Source organism: Azospirillum himalayense (genome assembly GCF_042657465.1).
Classification (GTDB): domain Bacteria; phylum Pseudomonadota; class Alphaproteobacteria; order Azospirillales; family Azospirillaceae; genus Azospirillum; species Azospirillum himalayense.
The window spans coordinates 1-18,835 of sequence record NZ_JBHSLC010000049.1 but is presented as its reverse complement, the minus strand read 5'-3'; the positions used below and the strand labels follow the sequence as shown (position 1 = coordinate 18,835).

At 68.1% G+C, this 18,835-nt stretch carries 17 protein-coding genes; 9 read left to right on the top strand and 8 right to left on the bottom strand.

Annotated features, from left to right (window positions below; translation table 11 throughout):
- Window positions 1-127 precede the first annotated feature (127 nt).
- The 6 genes from ACFPMG_RS21560 to ACFPMG_RS21535 form a co-directional block, all read right to left on the bottom strand.
- Window positions 128-1,651 (bottom strand): AMP-binding protein, encoded by a 1,524-nt coding sequence (locus ACFPMG_RS21560; protein ID WP_376997239.1) that lies wholly within the window; start codon window positions 1,649-1,651, stop codon window positions 128-130.
- A 60-nt stretch (window positions 1,652-1,711) separates the two neighbouring features.
- Window positions 1,712-2,692, bottom strand: a complete 981-nt coding sequence (locus ACFPMG_RS21555) for a quinone oxidoreductase family protein (protein WP_376997238.1) — start codon at window positions 2,690-2,692, stop codon at window positions 1,712-1,714.
- Window positions 2,693-2,706: 14 nt separating this feature from the next.
- A complete protein-coding gene (gene mmsB, locus ACFPMG_RS21550) occupies window positions 2,707-3,603 on the bottom strand; it encodes a 3-hydroxyisobutyrate dehydrogenase (protein ID WP_376997237.1) in 897 nt (298 codons plus the stop codon).
- 30 nt (window positions 3,604-3,633) lie between these two features.
- Window positions 3,634-4,833: an ABC transporter substrate-binding protein gene (locus tag ACFPMG_RS21545; protein WP_137106270.1), complete on the bottom strand. Its 1,200-nt coding sequence runs from the start codon at window positions 4,831-4,833 to the stop codon at window positions 3,634-3,636.
- Window positions 4,834-4,866: 33 nt separating this feature from the next.
- A complete protein-coding gene (locus ACFPMG_RS21540; RefSeq protein WP_376997236.1) occupies window positions 4,867-6,366 on the bottom strand; it encodes an aldehyde dehydrogenase family protein in 1,500 nt (499 codons plus the stop codon).
- A 90-nt stretch (window positions 6,367-6,456) separates the two neighbouring features.
- Window positions 6,457-7,251, bottom strand: coding sequence for an enoyl-CoA hydratase/isomerase family protein (locus tag ACFPMG_RS21535; protein ID WP_376997235.1), 795 nt, complete (start codon window positions 7,249-7,251; stop codon window positions 6,457-6,459).
- Between the two features lie 338 nt (window positions 7,252-7,589).
- On the opposite strand from ACFPMG_RS21535, the gene ACFPMG_RS21530 reads away from it, so the two are divergent.
- On the top strand, window positions 7,590-8,294 hold the full coding sequence (locus ACFPMG_RS21530) for a GntR family transcriptional regulator (protein ID WP_376997234.1): 705 nt from the start codon (window positions 7,590-7,592) through the stop codon (window positions 8,292-8,294).
- Between the two features lie 138 nt (window positions 8,295-8,432).
- On the opposite strand, the gene ACFPMG_RS21525 is transcribed toward ACFPMG_RS21530, so the two are convergent.
- Together ACFPMG_RS21525 and ACFPMG_RS21520 are read right to left on the bottom strand one after the other, a co-directional pair.
- Window positions 8,433-10,790: an Orn/Lys/Arg family decarboxylase gene (locus ACFPMG_RS21525; RefSeq protein WP_376997233.1), complete on the bottom strand. Its 2,358-nt coding sequence runs from the start codon at window positions 10,788-10,790 to the stop codon at window positions 8,433-8,435.
- Window positions 10,791-10,827: 37 nt separating this feature from the next.
- Entirely contained in the window at window positions 10,828-11,397 is a 570-nt protein-coding gene (locus tag ACFPMG_RS21520; protein WP_376997231.1) for a GNAT family N-acetyltransferase, read from the bottom strand.
- Between the two features lie 376 nt (window positions 11,398-11,773).
- Here ACFPMG_RS21520 and ACFPMG_RS21515 point away from each other — a divergent pair, with 376 nt between their 5' ends.
- From ACFPMG_RS21515 to ACFPMG_RS21480, 8 genes are all read left to right on the top strand, one after another.
- The gene (locus tag ACFPMG_RS21515) at window positions 11,774-13,075 is read left to right on the top strand and encodes an alanine racemase (RefSeq protein ID WP_376997229.1); all 1,302 of its coding nucleotides are present in this window, start codon (window positions 11,774-11,776) and stop codon (window positions 13,073-13,075) included.
- 21 nt (window positions 13,076-13,096) lie between these two features.
- Window positions 13,097-13,765, top strand: a complete 669-nt coding sequence (locus tag ACFPMG_RS21510; RefSeq protein WP_376997228.1) for an amino acid ABC transporter permease — start codon at window positions 13,097-13,099, stop codon at window positions 13,763-13,765.
- Between the two features lie 14 nt (window positions 13,766-13,779).
- On the top strand, window positions 13,780-14,430 hold the full coding sequence (locus ACFPMG_RS21505; protein ID WP_014198859.1) for an amino acid ABC transporter permease: 651 nt from the start codon (window positions 13,780-13,782) through the stop codon (window positions 14,428-14,430).
- A complete protein-coding gene (locus ACFPMG_RS21500) occupies window positions 14,417-15,145 on the top strand; it encodes an amino acid ABC transporter ATP-binding protein (RefSeq protein ID WP_376997226.1) in 729 nt (242 codons plus the stop codon). Before ACFPMG_RS21505 ends, ACFPMG_RS21500 begins: the two co-directional genes overlap by 14 nt.
- A gap of 67 nt (window positions 15,146-15,212) precedes the next feature.
- Complete coding sequence (locus ACFPMG_RS21495; RefSeq protein WP_376997225.1) at window positions 15,213-16,016, top strand: transporter substrate-binding domain-containing protein; 804 nt, start codon at window positions 15,213-15,215, stop codon at window positions 16,014-16,016.
- Window positions 16,017-16,051: 35 nt separating this feature from the next.
- Window positions 16,052-16,396, top strand: coding sequence for a RidA family protein (locus ACFPMG_RS21490; RefSeq protein WP_145704490.1), 345 nt, complete (start codon window positions 16,052-16,054; stop codon window positions 16,394-16,396).
- A gap of 105 nt (window positions 16,397-16,501) precedes the next feature.
- Window positions 16,502-17,548 (top strand): M14 family metallopeptidase, encoded by a 1,047-nt coding sequence (locus ACFPMG_RS21485; RefSeq protein WP_376997224.1) that lies wholly within the window; start codon window positions 16,502-16,504, stop codon window positions 17,546-17,548.
- Between the two features lie 44 nt (window positions 17,549-17,592).
- On the top strand, window positions 17,593-18,702 hold the full coding sequence (locus ACFPMG_RS21480; protein ID WP_376997223.1) for a LacI family DNA-binding transcriptional regulator: 1,110 nt from the start codon (window positions 17,593-17,595) through the stop codon (window positions 18,700-18,702).
- The last annotated feature ends 133 nt before the right edge of the window (window positions 18,703-18,835 follow it).

Below are 18,835 nucleotides of genomic sequence, written 5' to 3'. Positions count from 1 at the left end.
AAAGGCGCTGTCTCCGCCGGATCGCGCCTGCATTCTCATTTTGCAACAGAATCCGTGTTCGTTCAGCGCCCCATGGACGTCGGCAACCGGCAGACCCTACGGCCCTTAGCCTTCATGCACAGACACCTCAACCGGTTGCGTCTCGCTTCCTGAACACGTCCTTGTGCTGCGAACTGAGTTCGTTCTTTAAGATCTTTCCCATGGCATTCCGGGGCAGGGCATCCTGGACGATCACGGCCTTGGGCAGCTTGTATCCGGCGAGTTCGCGCGCCGCCCGTGCGAGAATGGCGGCCGGATCGAGCGACTCGAACCCTGGTTGGGGCTCGACGGCGGCCACCACGCCCTCGCCGAAATCGGGGTGGGGAACGCCGAAGACGGCGGTCTCGCCCACCCCCTCGATGCGGTTGAGCACGATCTCGACCTCGCGCGGATAAACATTGTAGCCGCCGGAAATGATGATCTCCTTCGCGCGGCTGACCAGCGTGAGGCGGCCATCCGGGGTGGCGCGCGCCAGATCCCCCGTCATGAAGAAGCCATCCGGCCGGAAGTCCGCCGCCGTTTTCTCCGGCATCCGCCAATAGCCCTTGAACACGTTCGGACCGCGCAGTTCGAGGCCGCCGACCGTGCCCGCAGGCTGCGGCTGTCCGGCGGAGTCCACAACCCGGACCTCCAGCCCCGGCAGGGGATAGCCGACCGTGCCGGGAAGGCGCTCGCCGTCGAGGGGGTTGGAGGCGATGATGGTGGTTTCGGTCATGCCGTAGCGCTCGAGAATCCGATGCCCGGTGCGGGCCTCGAACGCCTCGAAGATTTCCCGCGACAGAGGAGCCGAGCCGCAGGTGAACAGGCGCATGGTTCCGCAGCGCTCCCTGGCGAGCCGCGGGTCGGCCAGGAGGCGCGTGTAGAGCGTCGGGACCCCCATGAACACGGTGCTGTGCGGCAGATGCTCGATCGCGGCGTCGGCCGTGAATTTGGGAAGGAAGACGCAGGACCCGCCCGCACACAGCATCGCGTTCAGGGCGATGAACAGGCCGTGTGCGTGGAAGATGGGCAGGGCGTGCAACAGCACATCGGCGTCGGAGATGCCCCAGAGCGCGTTCAGCGTGCGGGTGCCGAAGGCCAGATTGCCGTGGGAGATCATGGCGCCCTTGGGGCGCCCCGTCGTTCCGGAGGTGTAGAGAATCGCCGCCACCGTGTCGGGGTCGACCTCGGCGACCCGCTCCCAGGGCGGCCGTCCGCGGCACGCCGCCGTCACGGTTCCTTCGCCGTCCGGATCGAGCGTGAAGGTTCGGCACCCGGCCGGCGGCACCAGATCATCGACGACCGGAGTCTGTCCGACGAACACCGTGGGTTCCGCGTCGTCGAGAAAGTAGCGCAGTTCGGCCAGCGTGTAGGCCGTGTTGAGCGGCAGGTAGACCGCCCCGAGTTGCAGGACGGCGAGATAAAGGCACACCGCCTCCGGCGACTTCGCCACCTGCACGGCGACCCGGTTTCCCGGGCCGACGCCGGCCTCGTGAAGGACGTGCGCCATGCGTCCGGCGGTCCGCCGCAGGTCCGCGTACGTCCATTCCTGCCTCGCCTCGGTTCGCAGGGCCACCCGCGCGTCGGACGGCGCTCCGGGTTTCAAAAGCAGGCTGTAAAGATTGTGCGTCATTCCGGTGTTCCTGTCGCCGCGATGCGGGCCATATGATTCCGAGGCGGAGGACGGTTCGCTTCAGGGAATGAGCACGATCGATCCCGTCGTGCGGCGGGCTTCCAGGTCGCGGTGCACCGATGCGGCCTCGGTGAGCGGCGCCCGATGGGCGATGCCGACTTGGACCCGGCCCGAGGCCAGGGCTTCGAACAGCCCGCCGGCCAGGGTCTCGATGTCGTCGCGGCTGCGGGTGACCGTGGCCAGCGTCGGCTTGGCGAGGAAGAGCGAGCCCTTTTGCGCCAACACGCTGATATCCAACGGCGGCACCGGGCCGCTCGCCTGCCCGAAGCTGACCATCAGGCCGAAGGGCTTTAGACAGTCCAGCGACGCCATGAAGGTGTCCTGCCCGACGGAATCATAGACCACGTCGACACCGCGGCCGCCGGTGATGTCGCGGACGCGCGCGACGACATCCTCCTCGCGGTAGAGGATGACGTGATCGCAGCCGGCGCCACTGGCGACGGCCGCCTTTTCCGGCGAGCCGACCGTGCCGATCACCGTCGCCCCCAGAGCGTGCGCCCACTGGCACAGCATCTGGCCGACGCCGCCCGCCGCGGCGTGCACGAGAAGGGTTTCCCCCGCCTTGACCGGGTGGACGCGATGCAGCAGATACTGCGCCGTCGTCCCCTTGACCATCGCGGCGGCGGCCACCTCGTCCGACACCGTGTCCGGCAGTTTCACCAAGCGGTGCGTGGGAACGATGCGCCGCTCGGCGTAGGCGCCGAGCAGCATCCAGTAGGCGACGCGGTCGCCGGGCGCCACATCGGTGACGCCGGGGCCGACCGCCTCGACGACGCCGGCGCCCTCCACGCCCAGCACGGCCGGGCGCGGGATCGCGTACTGCCCGGAGAGGGCCGAGCGGTGATAGGTGTCGATGAGGTTGACGCCGATCGCCGTGTGGCGGACCAGGGCCTCCCCCGGGCCGGGCGGCGGCACGGCCACCTCCTCCCAGACCAGGGCTTCGGGACCGCCGGGCTGGTGGACGCGGATCGCATGAACCATGCTCGTCTTCCCTTTCACGCCGATGTCAGCCGTCCGGTGATCAGGGCGAAGACGGCGCTGAAATCCTTGTTTCCGTGACCGTGCTCCACAAGCATCTGGTAGAGCGCGGCGGCGCTGCCGGCGAGCGGCGTGGCGGCGCCGCTGGTGGCGGCCGCGTTCTGGGACAGGCGCATGTCCTTCAGCATCATCGCTGCCGCGAAGCCCGGCTGGTAGTCGCGGTTGGCCGGCGATGCCGGCACCGGCCCCGGAACCGGACAATAGCTCTGCAAGGCCCAGCAATTGCCCGAGGACACGGTCATGACGTCGTAGACCGTCTGGTGGTCGAGCCCGAGCTTCTCGGCCAGGGCGAACACCTCGCTGATGGCGACCATGCTCATGCCCGCCATCATGTTGTTGCAGATCTTCAGGGCCACGCCGTTCCCGGATGCGCCGACATGGAAAATCCTGGGACCCATGGCGGCCAGCACCGGGCGGGCGCGCTCAAAGCCCTCGGCGGTGCCGCCGACCATGAAGGTCAGGGTCCCGGCCTGCGCCGCCGGGACCGCGCCGGACACCGGGGCGTCCACCATGACGAAACCGGCCTCGGCCGCCGCCTTGCTGACCGCCCGCGCGCTCTCCACGTCAATGGTGGAGCAGTCGATCAGCATCGTGCCCGGACGGGCGTGCGCCAGCACGCCGCCCTCACCCTCAAACGCGGCCCGCACATGCTTTCCCGTCGGGATCATGCTGATGACGGTGTCGGCATCGCCCAGCGCCTCGGCCAGCGTGGCCGCCACGCGGCCCCCGGCGGCGTAGGCGTCGCGCGCCGCGGCCACGACGTCGTACCCGACGACGTCATGCCCGGCCTTGGTCAGGTTTTCGCACATGGGACGGCCCATGTTGCCGAGTCCGATGAACGCAATCCGCGCCATGATGTTCCTCCGGAAGGGTCTCTCAGTGGGTCACTTCTTGACCAGGGAGCATTTGCTTTCGCTCAAGGGGATCGCCGCCTGATCGCCGGGGATGGTGCGCTGAACCTTGTAGTAATCCCAGGGTCCCTTGGACTCGGCCGGAGTCTTGACCTCGATCAGGTACATGTCACGGATGACCCGGCCGTCCTCGCGGACCTTGCCGCCCTTGGTGATGAGATCGTCGACGGGAAGTTCCCGCATCTTGGCGGCGACCACGGTGCCGTCGTCGGTGCCGGCCGCCTGCATCGCCTTCAGGTAATGCGTCACCGCCGAGTACACGCCGGCCTGGACCATGTTGGGTTTGCGCTTCATGCGCGCCTCGAAGCGCTCTCCCAGCTTGCGGCTGCCCTCGTCGCGATCCCAGTAGTAGGCCGTGGTCGCGATCAGCCCCTTGGCGTTTTCCAGGCCGAGCGCGTGCACGTCGCTGATCAGGACGGCCAGACCGACGAGCTTCTGGCCGCCGCTGGTGATGCCGAACTCCGCCGCCTGCTTGACCGCGTTGGTGGTGTCCGTCCCGCCGTTGGCGAGCCCGATGATCGCGGCCTTGGACGCCTGCGCCTGGAGAAGGAAGGACGAGAAATCGGCGTTGCCGAGCGGGTGCCTGACCTGCCCCAGCACCTTGCCGCCGTTCTCCTTGACCGTCTTGTCGATGTCGGCGGCCATCTGATGACCGAAGGCATAGTCGGCGGTCAGCATGAACCAGTCCTTGCCGCCGTCCTGGACCACGGCACGGGCGGTTCCGACCGCCTGGGAATAGGTGTCCCACATCCAATGGAAGCCGTTGGGCGAGCAGTCTTCGTTGGTAAGGCGCGTCGTCCCCGGACCGGTGGCCAGGGTGATCTTCCCCCGTTCGCGGGCGAGGTTCTGGACCCCGATGGCGATGGCCGAATTGGTCAGGTCGGCGATGGCATGGACGCCCTGGGTGTCGAACCATTCGCGGGCTTTCGCCAGCCCGATGTCGGGCTTGTTCTGGTGGTCCGCCGACAGGATCTCGATCTTCTTGCCCAGAACCTGGCCGCCGAAATCCTCGACGGCCAGCCGCGCCGCCTCGACCGAACCGGCGCCGCCGAATTCGCTGTACAGGCCCGATTGGTCGTTCAGAACGCCGATCCGGATGACGTCGGCGGCCTGGGCCGCTCCGGCCGCCAAGGTCGTCGTGGCCAGAAGAGCGGCGATGAAGGACGTACGCATTCTTGTTTCCTCCCTTTTTTGATGAGTTCTTGATCAGTCCATGTTGATGATGACCGTCTTCTTGTTCGTGAAGTGATCGAGCATCGCTTCGAGGGATGCTTCCTTTCCAAGGCCGGACTGCTTGAAGCCGCCGTAGGACAGGCCCGGCTGAACCACGAGGTTCTGGTTGACCTGCACGAAGCCGGCCTGGAGCCGCCGGGTCGCGTCGAGGGCGGTGCGAAGGTCGCGCGTCCAGATGGTCGCGGCGAGGCCGAAATCGCTGTCGTTGGCCATGGCCAACGCGTCCTCGTAGTCGCGGAAGGCGATCACGCAGGTGACCGGTCCGAAAATTTCCTCGCGGGCCAGCCGGTGATCGTTGGCAAGTCCGGTGAAGAGGACGGGCTGCACGAACAGGCCGCGCGCCAATCGCTCGTCCGTCGGCAGGGCCGAGCACCGGTGCGCCACCGCGCCCGCCGTCGCCTCGCCAAGCGCGATGTAGGACTGCACCCGGTCGAACTGCTGTGGCGAGATGATGGTGCCGATGTCCGTCGCCTCGTCCAGCGGGTCGCCCATGGTCATGGCGTCGACCTTCGCCTTCAGTTTGTCGATGAAGGCGTCGTGAAGGCTCTCGTGGACGAAGATGCGCGAGGAGGCGGTGCAGCTCTGGCCTTGCCGCGTGAAGCGCATGCCCGCCACGGCGCCGTCGATGGCCTTGTCGAGATCGGCATCGCCCATCACGATCATCGGGCTTTTGCCGCCCAGTTCGAGGGTGACGGGGATCAGCTTGTCGGCCGCCAGATGCGAAATGATCTTCCCCGTCTCCACCGAGCCGGTGAAGGTCACCTTGCCGACCCCCGGATGGGTGACCAGGGGCGCGCCGCATCCGGGGCCGTCACCCGACAGGATGTTGAGGACACCCGCCGGCAGCAGCTGGTTCATGACCTGGATGACGCGCAGGGCCGCGAGAGGCGCCTCCTCGGCGGATTTGACGATGACCGCGTTTCCGGCGACCAGCGCCGGCGCGATCTTGAGCGCCATCAGGTACAGCGGCACGTTCCACGGGATGATGGCGCCGACGACGCCGATCGGTTCGCGCTGGGTGAAGGTCAGCATCTTCGGGTGGAACGGAACGGTTTCGCCCTTCAGCTCGGACGCGAGCCCGCCATAGAAGGTCAGGGTGTCCGCCACCAGCGACGCCTCGACCCGGCTTTCGGTCCGAATGGCCTTGCCCGTCTCCAGGGCGAGCAGGCGCCCGATCTCCTCGGCATGGCCGACCAGACGGCGCCCGCATTCGACCAGCAGCCGTCCCCGCTCGCGCGCCGAGAGGCGAGCCCAGGCGCCTTGCGCTGCGACCGCCGCACGGACGGCGGCGTCGACATCCCGCTCGCCGCCGTCCGCCGCCGTGGCGATCACGTCGCCCGTCGCGGGGTTCACGACATCGAAGGTCTTCCCCGTGGCCGCCGGCCGGAGTTCGCCGCCGATCAGCAGCAAACCCGACAGCTCGCGCGCGAGGGCATGGGGGGTCGTGTTCAGAACCAGGTTCTGGTCGGTCATGGACGGTCTCTTTTCGAATGGGGCCGGTCGAATGGGGCCGGTCGAATGGGGCTGGTGTGCCGATCCGGCGCGCGTCGGGGGCAGGGGCGGTCAGGACGCCCGGCGCTGCGACCAGACCTTCAGGGCGTTGGCGAACTCGTCCGACCGCAGGCTCGCGGCGAAGGCCGCTTCCGCCGCCCGATCGTCCAGTTCGCCGCGGGCGATGTCGTTGAGCGCGCGTTTCATGCCGGCGATGGCCTGCGGCGCGCAGGCCGTGATGCGTCCGGCCAGTTCGTCCACGGCGGCCTGGAGGTCGTCGGGAGCGACGACCCGGTCCAGGAAGCCGATGCTCAGCATGTCGTGGTCGGCGATCGTTTCCGCCGTGAGAAACAAGCGCTTGGCCGCGTTGAGGCCAAGCCGCGACACGTAACGGCGAAGGCCACCGGGGTAGAAGTGTATGCCAAGCTGCCCGGCCGGCATGCGCATGCGCATCCCGGTGACGCCGATGCGGAAGTCGCAGGCGAGCGCAAGATCGGTGGAGCCACCATAGACGCTGCCGTTGAGCGCGCAGATCGTCGGGACGCGGACCGCTTCGACGCGATCGCACAACCGTGCAAAGGCGTTCTCCCCATCCTGGCCGTCCGCCTCGCCGCGCTGGGACGACTGGGCCGCGCTCAGGTCGTAGCCGGACGAGAAGCTCGGCCCCGTCGCGGCCAGCACCAGCACGCGAACGGACGGGTTCGCTTCGGCCGCCGCGATTTGTTCCTCCAGAATGGCGATGTCCGCCGCGTCGATCCGATTGTGCTGGAGCGGGCGGTTGAGCCGGATGGTGCCCACCGCGTCGTTCATGGTCAGTTGGGGGGCTGTCGCCGGCCCGTCCGATTGCCCCCGTGGCGTCCCGTTCATCGTTTCCTCCCAGGTGCCGTCATTGGCGACGGCGCGGCCGTATGGATACCGCCTTTGTTTTTCTAAAGAACCATGAGTGAGTTAATGCATACCAGAGAGTGATAATGGAATGCAACAACGAAAGTTTGGCACGCTCATGGTTTGTGGCCCCCCGCAATCGGTGGCATCGGTTTCTGGTCGTGCCTTTACACGTTTAAGAGCGCTGAAAATGTCCGCCGGGTGAGGGGGCGCTGCGCTCTGCGACGGCCTGATTCCTCCACTGGCTGCGGCTGCTCGGTCGACCAAAACCAAGTTTTGGCATACCATCGCATTGACGCCGCCCAGCGGACGCGATACGGTTGACCAATCCCGATTTGCCAACGGATCATGCCATGCAGGCGGAAAAGCCAAGCCGCGTAACGGAAATGCGGCAGGTGCTCGAACAGGAAATTCTGGGCGGGATCATCGCGCCCGGCGAGCGCCTGGACGAACGAGCCTTGGCCGAACGGTTCGGCGTGTCACGGACGCCGGTGCGCGAGGTGCTGTCCCAGCTTGGCTCGAGCGGTCTGGTCACGATAAAGCCGGGAGCCGGCGCCTCCGTCTTGCGGATGTCCGCCAAGCAGCTCGTCGGCATGATGGAGGTTCTGGTCGAACTGGAATCCCTGGCCGCCAGTCTTGCCGCCCGCCGCATGGGAATCGCCGGGCGCAAGCGTCTTCTGGAGGTGCACGAGGCGAGCCGCGCCGCCGCCGAGGCCAGCGACATCGAGGCCTACGACAATCTCAATCGCGAACTGCACGAGTTGATCTACGCCGGAAGCCGGAACGAGCATCTGGAGCATCAGGCGAAGCTCATTCGCAGTCGCTTGCGCATCTACCGCCAGTATCCGTTCCAGCACACCGCGCGCCCTTTGAAATCCTACACGGAGCACGACCTTTTCGTGAAAGCGATCCTGGAAGGGGATGGCGAGGCCGCGCGCCGGCACATGCACGACCACATGACCACGGGCGGGAGCATTTGGGTCGATATGGTGGTTTCCATGCCGCCAGTCGGCGACCATGAGTAGCGATGTTGTTTTTTTGAACAGGATTGCTGCGCAAATTGGCGAAACGGACGGGGAGCAGAAGCAGGACCGGCAGGATCGACGCAACCGCGAGCGCCATGGCCGGACGAACAACGCTGACCCGGTGGCGAAGGAGCGCCTCTACCAGCGGGCACTTACGCCATCCTCCCGCGTCACGTAGGTGTAGAAGCGCACCGAACCGTCCAATTCGGTTTCACGGTAGAGGCCCTGGATCTCGTTGTCGAAGCCCGGGAAGCGGTTCGCGCCCTCTTGGAAGACCTGCAGATACTCGATCATCGGCCGGGCGCGTTCATCCAGGCGCTCCCCCGGCACGATGGTGGCGATGCCCGGCGGATAGACGACGAAGAGCGTGGTGGCGATCCGCCCGGCGATTTGGTCGATGGGCAGGTAATCGACGTCGTTGCGCACCAGCCGACGCACCGCCTCGCGCGGCGGCATGACCATCTCCGGCAGATGGTCGGGTCGGAACATGCGGCGCTGCAGCTCGTTGGTGCGGCGCCCGCGGTAGAAGCCGTGCATCTCCGCGCACAGGTCGCGCAGCCGGCGGCCGGCGTAGCGGGCGGGCCGCCGGGCGACGAACTCGGGGATGACGTCCTCCAGCAAGGCGTTGTCGTCGTGCAGCCGCTTGAAGGCCACCAGCGCGCTCAGCAGCGTTCCGGCCTTGCTCGATTCCACGCCCGGCGTCAGCAGGAAGAGGATGGAGTTCAGGTCGTTCTTCTCCGGCACGATGCGGTTCTCGCGCAGGTACTGCGCCAACACGGGAGCGGGGATGCCGTGCTCCTCGTAGGCCCCCGTCCGCCGGTCGAAGCCGGGCGTCAGCAGCGTCAGCTTGTTCGGGTCGGTCATCGCGTAGCCGGCCGCGACATGGCGGAAACCGTGCCAGTCCGCGCCCGGTTTGAACTCCCAGTGACGCACGTCGGAGGCCAGCGCGTCGGTCGGCACCTCTTCCCACGCGGTCTCCGCGCCGTCGAACGCGACGCGGTCGGGCACGAAGGGGTCGAAGAACCAGCGGCGCGCCGGGTCGCTCTCGCGCTCCTCGAACTCGCGGCGGATGGCGCGGATCTTCTTGCGCAGTTCCACGCCCAGCCGGATCGTGTCGTCCCACAGCACCTCGCCCGAGCGGCCTTTCATCATCTGCGCGCCGACGTCCAGCGACGCGAACAGCGGGTAGAAGGGCGAGGTCGAGGCGTGCAGCAGGAAGGTCTCGTTGAAGCGGCGGTGCTCCACCCGGCGGCGCTGGCCGCGGATGTGGCTGTCCTTGACGTGGATCTGCGAGGCCTGCGAGAAGCTGGCCAGCTGCTTGTGGGTGGACTGGGTGGCGATGATGCCCGGATGGCCGTCGTGCAGCCCGTCCAGCCCCATGGCGAAGCGGCCCTTGAACAGCGGGTGGAACTTCAGGAAGCCCGCCCACGCCTCGTCGAAGAGAATATAGTCGCAGAGGTGACCGATCTTCGCCAGGATCGTCTCGGCGTTGTAGATGGTGCCGTCGTAGCTGCACTGCTGGATCACCGCGGCGCGGAACGGCCGCTCACGCTTCCAGGCGTCGGGGTCCTTGACCAGCGGGTTGCCGCGGATCTTCTCGCGGATGCGCTCCTCGTCCAGCGCCTCGTGGTCGATGGGACCGATCAGGCCATAGGCGTTGCGGTCGGTTTCCAGAAACACCGGGATCCCGCCGCCGAGGAACAGGCCGCCGTGGTGCGCCGCCTTGTGGTTGTTGCGGTCGAACAGCACGAGGTCGTCCTCGGCGACCAGCGCCGACAGCACGATCTTGTTCGACGCCGAGGTGCCGTTCAACACGAAGTAGGTGCGTTCGGCGCCGAAGATCTTCGCCGCCTCCTTCTGCGCCTTCAGCGCCGGCCCCTCGTGGACCAGCAGGTCGCCCATCTCCAGCACCGAATTGTCGATGTCGTCGCGGAACACCGCCTCGCCCAGATGCTCGACGAAGATCCGGCCGATCGGGCTGCGGCTGTAGAAGATGCCGCCGTTGTGGCCGGGGCAGGTCCACAGCTGGTTGCCTTCCTCGGCGTAATCGACCAGTTCGCCGAAGAAGGGCGTTTTCAGAGTCTCGGCATACTGCTTGAGACGGCTCACCAGATTCTTGGCGATGAACTCCGGCGTCTCCTCGGCCAGGAAGACGTAGCCGTCCACCTGGTTCAGCACGTCCACCGGAATGTTCTCCAGCCGCTGCCGGCGCACCAGCAGGATGATCGGCATCTCCAGGCCGCGCTTGCGCGCCAGGGCGATCAGCGATGCCGGCTTGCCCTCCAGCCCGCGCTTGCCCCAGTCGACGATCATGCAGCCGATCGCGGCGTCGGTGCGGATCGCCAGTTCGGCGTCCTCCACCCGACGCGTCCGCACCACCTCGAAGCCCAGCCGCTCGACCTCCGCGACGATCTGCTGCACGCGCACGCCTTCCAATTCGTCGGGGTCGAAGGCCGGGGCGCAGACCAGGAAGGAGAAGCGTCGGAAAAAGTCCATGCCGGACCTCCAAAGGGGGGCGTGAAAGGGGAAGGCGTCAATCGCCGGCCTGGACGATGCCGCCGCGAACGTCGTCCGGCAGCTCCGCGTCGGCTTTGCCCAGGCTGCGCTGCAGGAAGACGCTGTCGGTCCAGCGTCCGAACTTGAAGCCCACCGACCGCAGAACGCCGGCCCGGACGAACCCGAACGCGTCGTGCAGCCGCAGCGACGGCGTGTTGGCGCTGTCCACCACGGCCACCATCTGGCGGCAGTCGGCGGCCGTGCAGGCCTCGATCAACGCCGGCAGCAGGCGCCGGCCGATGCCGAGACCCTGGCGGTCCTTGTGGACGTAGATCGAGTGCTCGACCGTGTAGCGATAGGCGGGACGTTTGCGGAAGGGAGCGGCGTAGGTGTAGCCGACGACCACGCCGCCGATCTCGGCCACGAGATGCGGCAGGCGCCGCTTCAGCATGGCCTTGCGGCGGCGCTTCAGCTCCTCGGGGTGCAGCGGCTCGATGTCGAAGGGACCGAGGCCGTGCTGGATGTGGTAGCTGTAGATCTCCAGCATCGCCGCCACATCCGCCTCTGTGGAGGGGCGAATGCTGATGGAGAGAGACGTGTCGAGCACCGGTCTGCCCCTTCAGCCTGCGGAACGGCTTTGCGCCGGGTGGGCAACCTAACCGAACTCGATGACAGGCGTGTGACGCACGGCCGGAGTTTCACGAAAGGATCATCCCGTTCCGGCCGGGGCGGACCGGCTTCGCCGGCTTCCGCCCAGCGTGGATAAGGGCGCGCGTTCAAGGAACGCCAAGCCGGCATCAGCCGACCGGGCCGACGATCGGGTCGATCCGCGTGGCATCATCGGAAAGCGATCGCAGGAAAATAAAATTTCACCGAAACGTCATGACAACGTTGTCATCCAAACGGACCGGCGATATGATAACGTTGTCATTAGCGATCATGTTCATCGCCTTGCCCTCATCTGGCCGGTCAGGATTGCCCCCATGAGCCTGTTTCTCGATGCCCTGCTCGACAGCAGTTTAGACGACAGCATCCGGGGGGTGCCGCCTGGGGCAGCGCCGCTGCGGCTGCGCGATGTCGGCGCCCGGGGCTGGCGGCCGGCCGCCGGCGACATGGCGCTCCCGGTGCTGACGCTCGACGAGGACGCCTTCGCCGCCAACCGCGACCTGATCTTCGCCTACGCGCGCCGCCACGGCGTGGCGCTGGCCCCGCACGCCAAGACGCCGATGGCCCCGCAGATCGCCTCCGCCCTGGTGGAGGCCGGTGCCTGGGGCGCCACAGTCGCCAACCTGCAGCAGGCGGCCGTTCTGCTGCGCGCCGGCGTGACCCGGCTGATCCTCGCCAACGAGATCGGTGGCCGGGCCAGCGGCGAGCGGCTGGGCGCGCTGCTCGCCGCCCACCCCGACGCCGACCTGCGCGCCTTCGCCGATTCCCCCGCCGCGGTCGAGACGCTCGCCGCCGCGGCGCGCGCCGCCGGGCGGCGGCTGCCCGTCCTGGTCGAGGTCGGCGCCGGCCGCGCCGGCGCCCGCGACCGGGCGGCGGTGGACGCGATCCTCGCCGCGGTCGTCCGGCATCCCGGCCTGCTCGTCCTCGACGGCGTCGCCACCTACGAAGGGGCGGTCGCCACCGCCGATCCGGCCGAGACCGCCGCCAACATCGCCGCCCTGATGCGGCGCACGAAGGAGGCCTTCGCGCTGGTGCGCGCGCTGGCCCCGGAGCGGCCGCTGCTGCTCACCGCCGGCGGTTCCGCCTTCTTCGACATGGTGGTGACCGGTCTGGCGCCGGTCGCCGCGACGGACGGCAACGCCACGCTGGTGCTGCGCAGCGGCGCCATCTTCTTCCACGACCACGGCGTCTACGAACGCGCGCTCGGCGCGCTCGACGCCCGGCAAGGGTTCGCCTGCGGCGGCGCCACGGCGGCCGATTTCCGCCCGGCCCTGCGCCTGTGGGCGGAGGTTCTGACCCGGCCGGAGCCTGAACTGGCCATCTGCGGCTTCGGCATGCGCGACGCCTCCTTCGACCAGGGACTGCCCCGCCCCCTGCGGGTCCACCGCGACGGCACCGCGCTCTCCGCGGAGGGCTTGCGGGTGACCCGGCTGAACGACCAGCACGCCTTCGTCGCCGTGCCGGCCCGCCATGATCTCGCCGGCCATGATCTCGCGGTTGGCGACATCGTCGAATTCGGGATCTCGCACCCCTGCACCTGCATCGACCGCTGGCGGGTGCTGTTCGGCCTCGGCGCCGACGGGCGGGTCCGCAGCGCCTACCGCACCTTCTTCGGCTGATCCAAGGCGGTCCGACACGCCATGCAGACATTGAATTTCCAGCAGCTCCTGCGCTACCAGGACCAGCTGATCGACGGCACGCTGCACACGCTGCTGCTGACCCTGGTCGCCGCGCTGATCGGCACCGCCATCGGCGTCGCCGGGGCGGCGGCGGTGCGCAGCGGGCCGCGCCCGGTGCGCTGGGCGATCCGCGGCTATGTCGAGCTGATCCGCAACACGCCCTCGCTGATCCAGCTGTTCGTGGTCTTCTTCGTGCTGCCGGGCTTCGGGCTGCGGATGGGAGCCTTCGAGGCGGCGGCGATCGCGCTCGGCCTCTATTTCGGCGCCTACTGCACCGAGATCGTCCGCGCCGGGCTCGACGCCATTCCCGGCAGCCAGGTCGAGGCCGGCCAGTGCCTGGGGCTCACCCGCTGGCAGGTGTTCCGCCACATCGTGCTGCCGCCCGCCCTGCGCAGCGTCTATCCCGCCTTCACCAGCCAGTTCGTCCTGCTGCTGCTCGGCACATCGCTGGCCTCGCAGATCTCGGCGGAGGAGCTGTTCCACACCGGCGGCTTCATCGAGACGCGCACCTACCGCAGCTTCGAGGTCTATGCCGTGATCTGCGGCATCTACTTCGCCCTGGTGATGACCTTCAAACTGCTGTTCGCCGCGGTGGGGCGCCTCGCCTTCCGCTGGCCGGTGCGGCGCTGACGGAGACACCGGCCATGCGTTCCTTTTCCCTCGCCGACTTCCTGTCGCTGCTCAGCGCGCTGCAATGGACGGGCGTCCTCGTCCTCATCGCGCTCGCCTTCGGCGCTCCGCTGGCGCTGGGGCTCGCCCTGATGCGGACCAGCGCCCGCCGCGCGCTGCGCTGGACCGCCACCGCCTTCCTCCAGCTCGTCCAGGGCGTCCCGCTGCTCGGCCTGCTGATGTTCTTCTACTTCGGCATGCCGGTCTTCCTCGGGGTGGAGATGCCGCCGCTGGTCGCCGTCGGCATCGCCATGACCGTCTACACAGCCTCCTTCCTCGGCGAGATCTGGCGCGGCGGCATCGAGGCGGTGAAGCATGAGCAATGGGAGGCCGCCGCCTGCCTCGGCCTGTCGACCTGGCACCAGTTCCGCTACGTCATCGCCCCGCAGGCCTTCCGCATGGCGCTGCCGCCGACCGTCGGCTTCCTCGTCCAGCTGATCAAGGGCACCTCGCTGGCCTCCATCGTCGGCTTCGTCGAACTCGCCCGTGCCGGCCAGCTGGTCAGCGCCGCCACCTTCCAGCCCCTGCTGGTCTACTCGATCGTCGCGGCGATCTACTTCGCCGCCTGCCTGCCGCTCACCCTGTGGGCGCGTTCCCTGGAGGCCCGTCTCAATGGCGCTCGTTGACATCAAGAACGTTACCAAGAGCTACGGTTCCATCGAGGTGCTCAAGGGGGTTTCGCTCAGCATCGACGAGGGCGAGATCGTCACCATCATCGGCAAGTCGGGCTCCGGCAAGTCGACCCTGCTGCGCTGCATCAACGCGCTGGAGCGCATCGACGGCGGCGAGATCACGGTGGAGGGCCAGTCGGTGCGCACCGACATGCCGAACCTGCGCGGCTTCCGCCAGCGCGTCGGCATCGTCTTCCAGGCCTTCAACCTGTTCCCGCACCTGACGGTGGAGCGCAACATCACGCTGGCCCCGATCCTCAACAAGCGGATCGCCAAGGCGGAGGGCCGGGCTCTGGCGCTCGACGTGCTGACCCGCGTCGGGCTGGCCGACAAGATCGACGCCTATCCGGCCCAGCTCTCGGGCGGGCAGCAGCAGCGCGTCGCCATCGCCCGCTGCCTCGCCATGGGGCCGCACCTGATGCTGTTCGACGAGGTGACCTCGGCCCTCGACCCGGAGCTGGTCGGCGAGGTGCTGAAGGTGATGGAGGACATGGCGCGGCAGGGCATGACGATGGTCCTGGTCACCCACGAGATGGGCTTCGCCCGCAACGTCGCCTCCAAGATCGTCTTCATGCACCAGGGCCGCGTCTGGGAGGAGGGGCCGCCGGCGGACCTCTTCGCCAACCCGCGCACCCCCGAACTGCGGAGCTTCATCGCCTCCGCGCGCTGAAGCGCGCCGAACCGACCACCGGTTCCTTTCGAAAACCGGACAACGACCAGAACAGAGGAGCAATGTCGTGAGACTCTTCCGGACCCTTGCCGCCGCCGTGGCGGTCTGCGCCACCGTCGCCCTGTCCTCCGCCGCCCTGCCGTCCGCCGCGAAGGCGGATGCCCTGCAGAGCGTGCTGTCGGCCGGCAAGCTGCGCGTCGGCGTGCTGATGGACGCCGCCCCCTGGGGCTTCAAGGACGCCAAGGGCGAGGCCGCCGGCCTCGACATCGACCTTGCCAAGCTGATGGCCGCCGACATGGGCGTGAAGCTGGATCTGGTCCAGGTGACCGGCGCCAACCGCATCCCCAGTCTGCTCGCCAACAAGGTGGATGTGCTGATCGCCGCCGCCGGCGCGACGCCGGAGCGCGCCCAGCAGGTGACCTTCTCCCAGCCCTACGCCGCGGTCAATCTCGGCGTCTACGGGCTGAAGGCGATGGCCACCGCCACCGACCCGGCCGAGCTGAAGGGCCACAGCATCGGCGTCGCCAAGGGCTCGACGCTCGACATCTGGCTGACCGACAACGCCCCCGGCGCCAAGCTGGTCCGCTTCGAGGACACCCCCGGCGCCATCGCCGCCTATCTGGCCGGCCAGGTCGAGACCTTCGCCGAGAACAGCGCCATCGCGCTGAAGGTCACGGAAGACAATCCCGGCAAGGATGTCGAGCTGAAGTTCCTGATCCGCCAGTCGCCGGCCCATGTGGTCGTCCGCCACGGCGAACAGGACATGGTCAACTGGATCAACACCTTCCTGTTCTACAACCGCCTGAACGGCAAGCTGAGCGCCCTTCAGATGAAGTGGTTCAAGGAAAAGCAGACGCTTCCGCAGATGTAATCCGCCGTTCGGCATCGCAAGAGAGGTTTCATTCGATGATCACGAGGTTCCAGGTCGGTTCGCGCATGAGCCAGGCCGTCGTCTGCCAGGGCATGGTCCACATCGCGGGCCAGGTCGCCAACAACCGCAAGGGTTCGATCGGGGAGCAGACCCGGGACGTGCTGGCGAAAATCGACGCCCTGCTGGAGGAAGCCGGCACCGACAAGTCCAAGCTGGTCGCCGTCAACGTCTTCCTGCCGCACATCACCGACTTCGACGCCATGAACGAGGTCTACGACGCCTGGATCGACCCCGCCAACCCGCCGGCCCGCGCCTGCACCGAGGCGCGGCTGGCCGACCCGGACCTGCGCGTCGAGATGACGGCGCTGGCCGCCCTCTGAAGGGCCTCTTAGGCGAACCGGAGGGGGCGCCGGGCAGCCGCTGCCTTGGCAAACGCTGTTGAGGCGCCCCTCCGCCACAAGGTTTTTGGCCACAAGGTTTTTGGAATGCACACTGGCCTCTACCACGCGCTCGATTTCGCCGCCGACGGCAAGTCGCTGGATTTCCTCAGCATCCCGTTCTCGGTGGACCGCTCCCCCTACTATCAGGTGAAGGTCCCGGTCTGCCGCGTGCGCAACGGGGCTGGTCCGCGCGTGCTGCTGATGGCGGGCAACCATGGCGACGAGTACGAAGGCGAATTGCTGCTGGGCCGCCTGTTCCGCCGTCTCGACCCCGCGCGCATCCGCGGCGAGGTGACGATCCTGCCGGCCACCAACGCGCCGGCCGTGATGGCGGCGCGGCGCCGCTCGCCGCTGGACGAGGGCAACCTCAACCGCGCCTTTCCCGGCGACCCGGCCGGATCTCCGACCTTCCGGCTGGCCCATTTCCTCGAACACGAGCTGTTTCCGCGCCACGACGTGGTGTTCGACCTCCATTCCGGCGGCACCTCGATGGCCCACCTGCCTTGCGCCCTGATCGAGCGGCAGGGCACGCCCGACCGGCTGGGCCGCGCCCTGGAGCTGATGCAGGCGCTGGGTATGCCCTACGGCTTCGTGGCGGAGAACGGCGCGACGGCGCCGACCTCGATGGCGGCGGCGGCGCGGGCCGGGATCATCGGCATCAGCGGCGAGTTCGGCGGCGGCGGCACGGTGACGCCGGAGACCATGGCCTACACCGCCCGCGCGATCGACAACCTGCTGATCGCCGTCGGCTTGACCGATGCGCCGGTCCTCTCGGTTTCCGGGCCGGCTCCGGCCCCCAAGCAATTGCCTATGCAACTGCTTCAGCTTGACAGCCACCGGCAGGCCATCTACGCGCTGCGGCGCGGCTGGTTCGAGCCGGCGGTCGACATCGGGGCGCGGGTCGCCGCCGGCGACCTCGCCGGCTGGTTCCACGACCTGACGCGCCTCGACCAGCCGGAGGAGGAACTGCGCTTCCAGGAGGCGGGCATCGTCATCTCGCGGCGCCTGCACAGCGACAGCGAGGCCGGCGACTGCCTGATCCAGGTGGCGCGTCCGGTCGAGGAGGCGGGAATCCTGGCGCGCGCGGCCTGACCGCGGATTGACAACCGCGGACCAACAGACGGGAGACGGGCGGCATGAGTGACACCGGTGCGGCAAAGCGGCCGCCGACCATCGACGACGTCCTCCGCCTGCGGGCAGCGGAACCGCTTCCTTCAAGCGACGGGGAGCCGGTCGAAGGGGTGTCCCGCGAGGGGGCGGCTCCGCCGCGCATCGTCGAGATCGCCCGGCTTGCCGGGGTCTCGCCGATCACCGTCTCGCGCGCCCTGCGCCATCCGGAAAAGGTGGCCGAGGCCAAGCGCCGCAAGATCCTGGAGATCGTGGAGCGCACCGGCTACGCCACCAACCCCCATGCCCGCGCGCTGAGGTCCGGCCAGTCGAACATCGTCGCCGCCTTCGTCTCGAATCTTCAGAGCCAGCAGTTCTGCCTCGCCGTGCAGGGCTGCGGCGAGGTCCTGGAGCCGCAGGGCTACCAGTTGATGATCGGGCAGACCTCCTACTCCTACGCCAAGGAGACGACGATGATCCAGTCGCTGCGCGAGATGCGTCCGGCGGCGGTGATGTTCACCGGCGTCATCGAGATCGAGGAGAACAGGCGGGCTCTGCGGGCGCTGGGAATCCCGATCATGGAAACCTGGGCCTATCCCCGTGACCCGATCGACATGCTGGTCGGCTTCTCGAACATCGACAGCGGCCGCTTGGCGGCCGAGCATTTCGCCGAGCGCGGCTACCGACGCGTCGGGTTCATCGGCCGCCGCAGCGGCCGCGGCGCCCTTCGCCTCACCGGCTTCCGTGAGGGCGCCCGCGCCGCCGGGCTCGACATCGTCGCCGAACTGTCGGTCGACGGGGTCAGCAGCATGGTCGATGGCCGCCGCGCGCTCGGCGACCTTCTGTCGTGCAACGCGGCGGTCGAGGCGGTGTTCTGCGCCAACGACCTGCTGGCGACCGGCGCGCTGCTGGAGGCACGCCGGCTGGGCATGCGCCTGCCCGATGACATCGCCATTCTCGGCTTCGGCCACAACGACGTCGCCGAAGAGCTGCCGCCCGGCCTGACCACCATCGGGATCGACAGCCGCGACCTCGGCCGCCAGGCCGGATCGATGATCCTGCAGCGGATGCGCGGCGAGATGCCTTTGCAACCGACCTGCGCCGTCGAACTGACGCTGACCCGCCGCGGCAGCAGCTGATGGGCGGGCGCCAGCCCGGTCTCACGTCTGCTGAAAGTGCCTAACAAAACGGGCTTTGGGCTGTTAGGAGGGGCATGGCTGCACCTCTCGTTTCCGACGCCCTATGGGCGCTGATTGAACCGTTGCTTCCTCC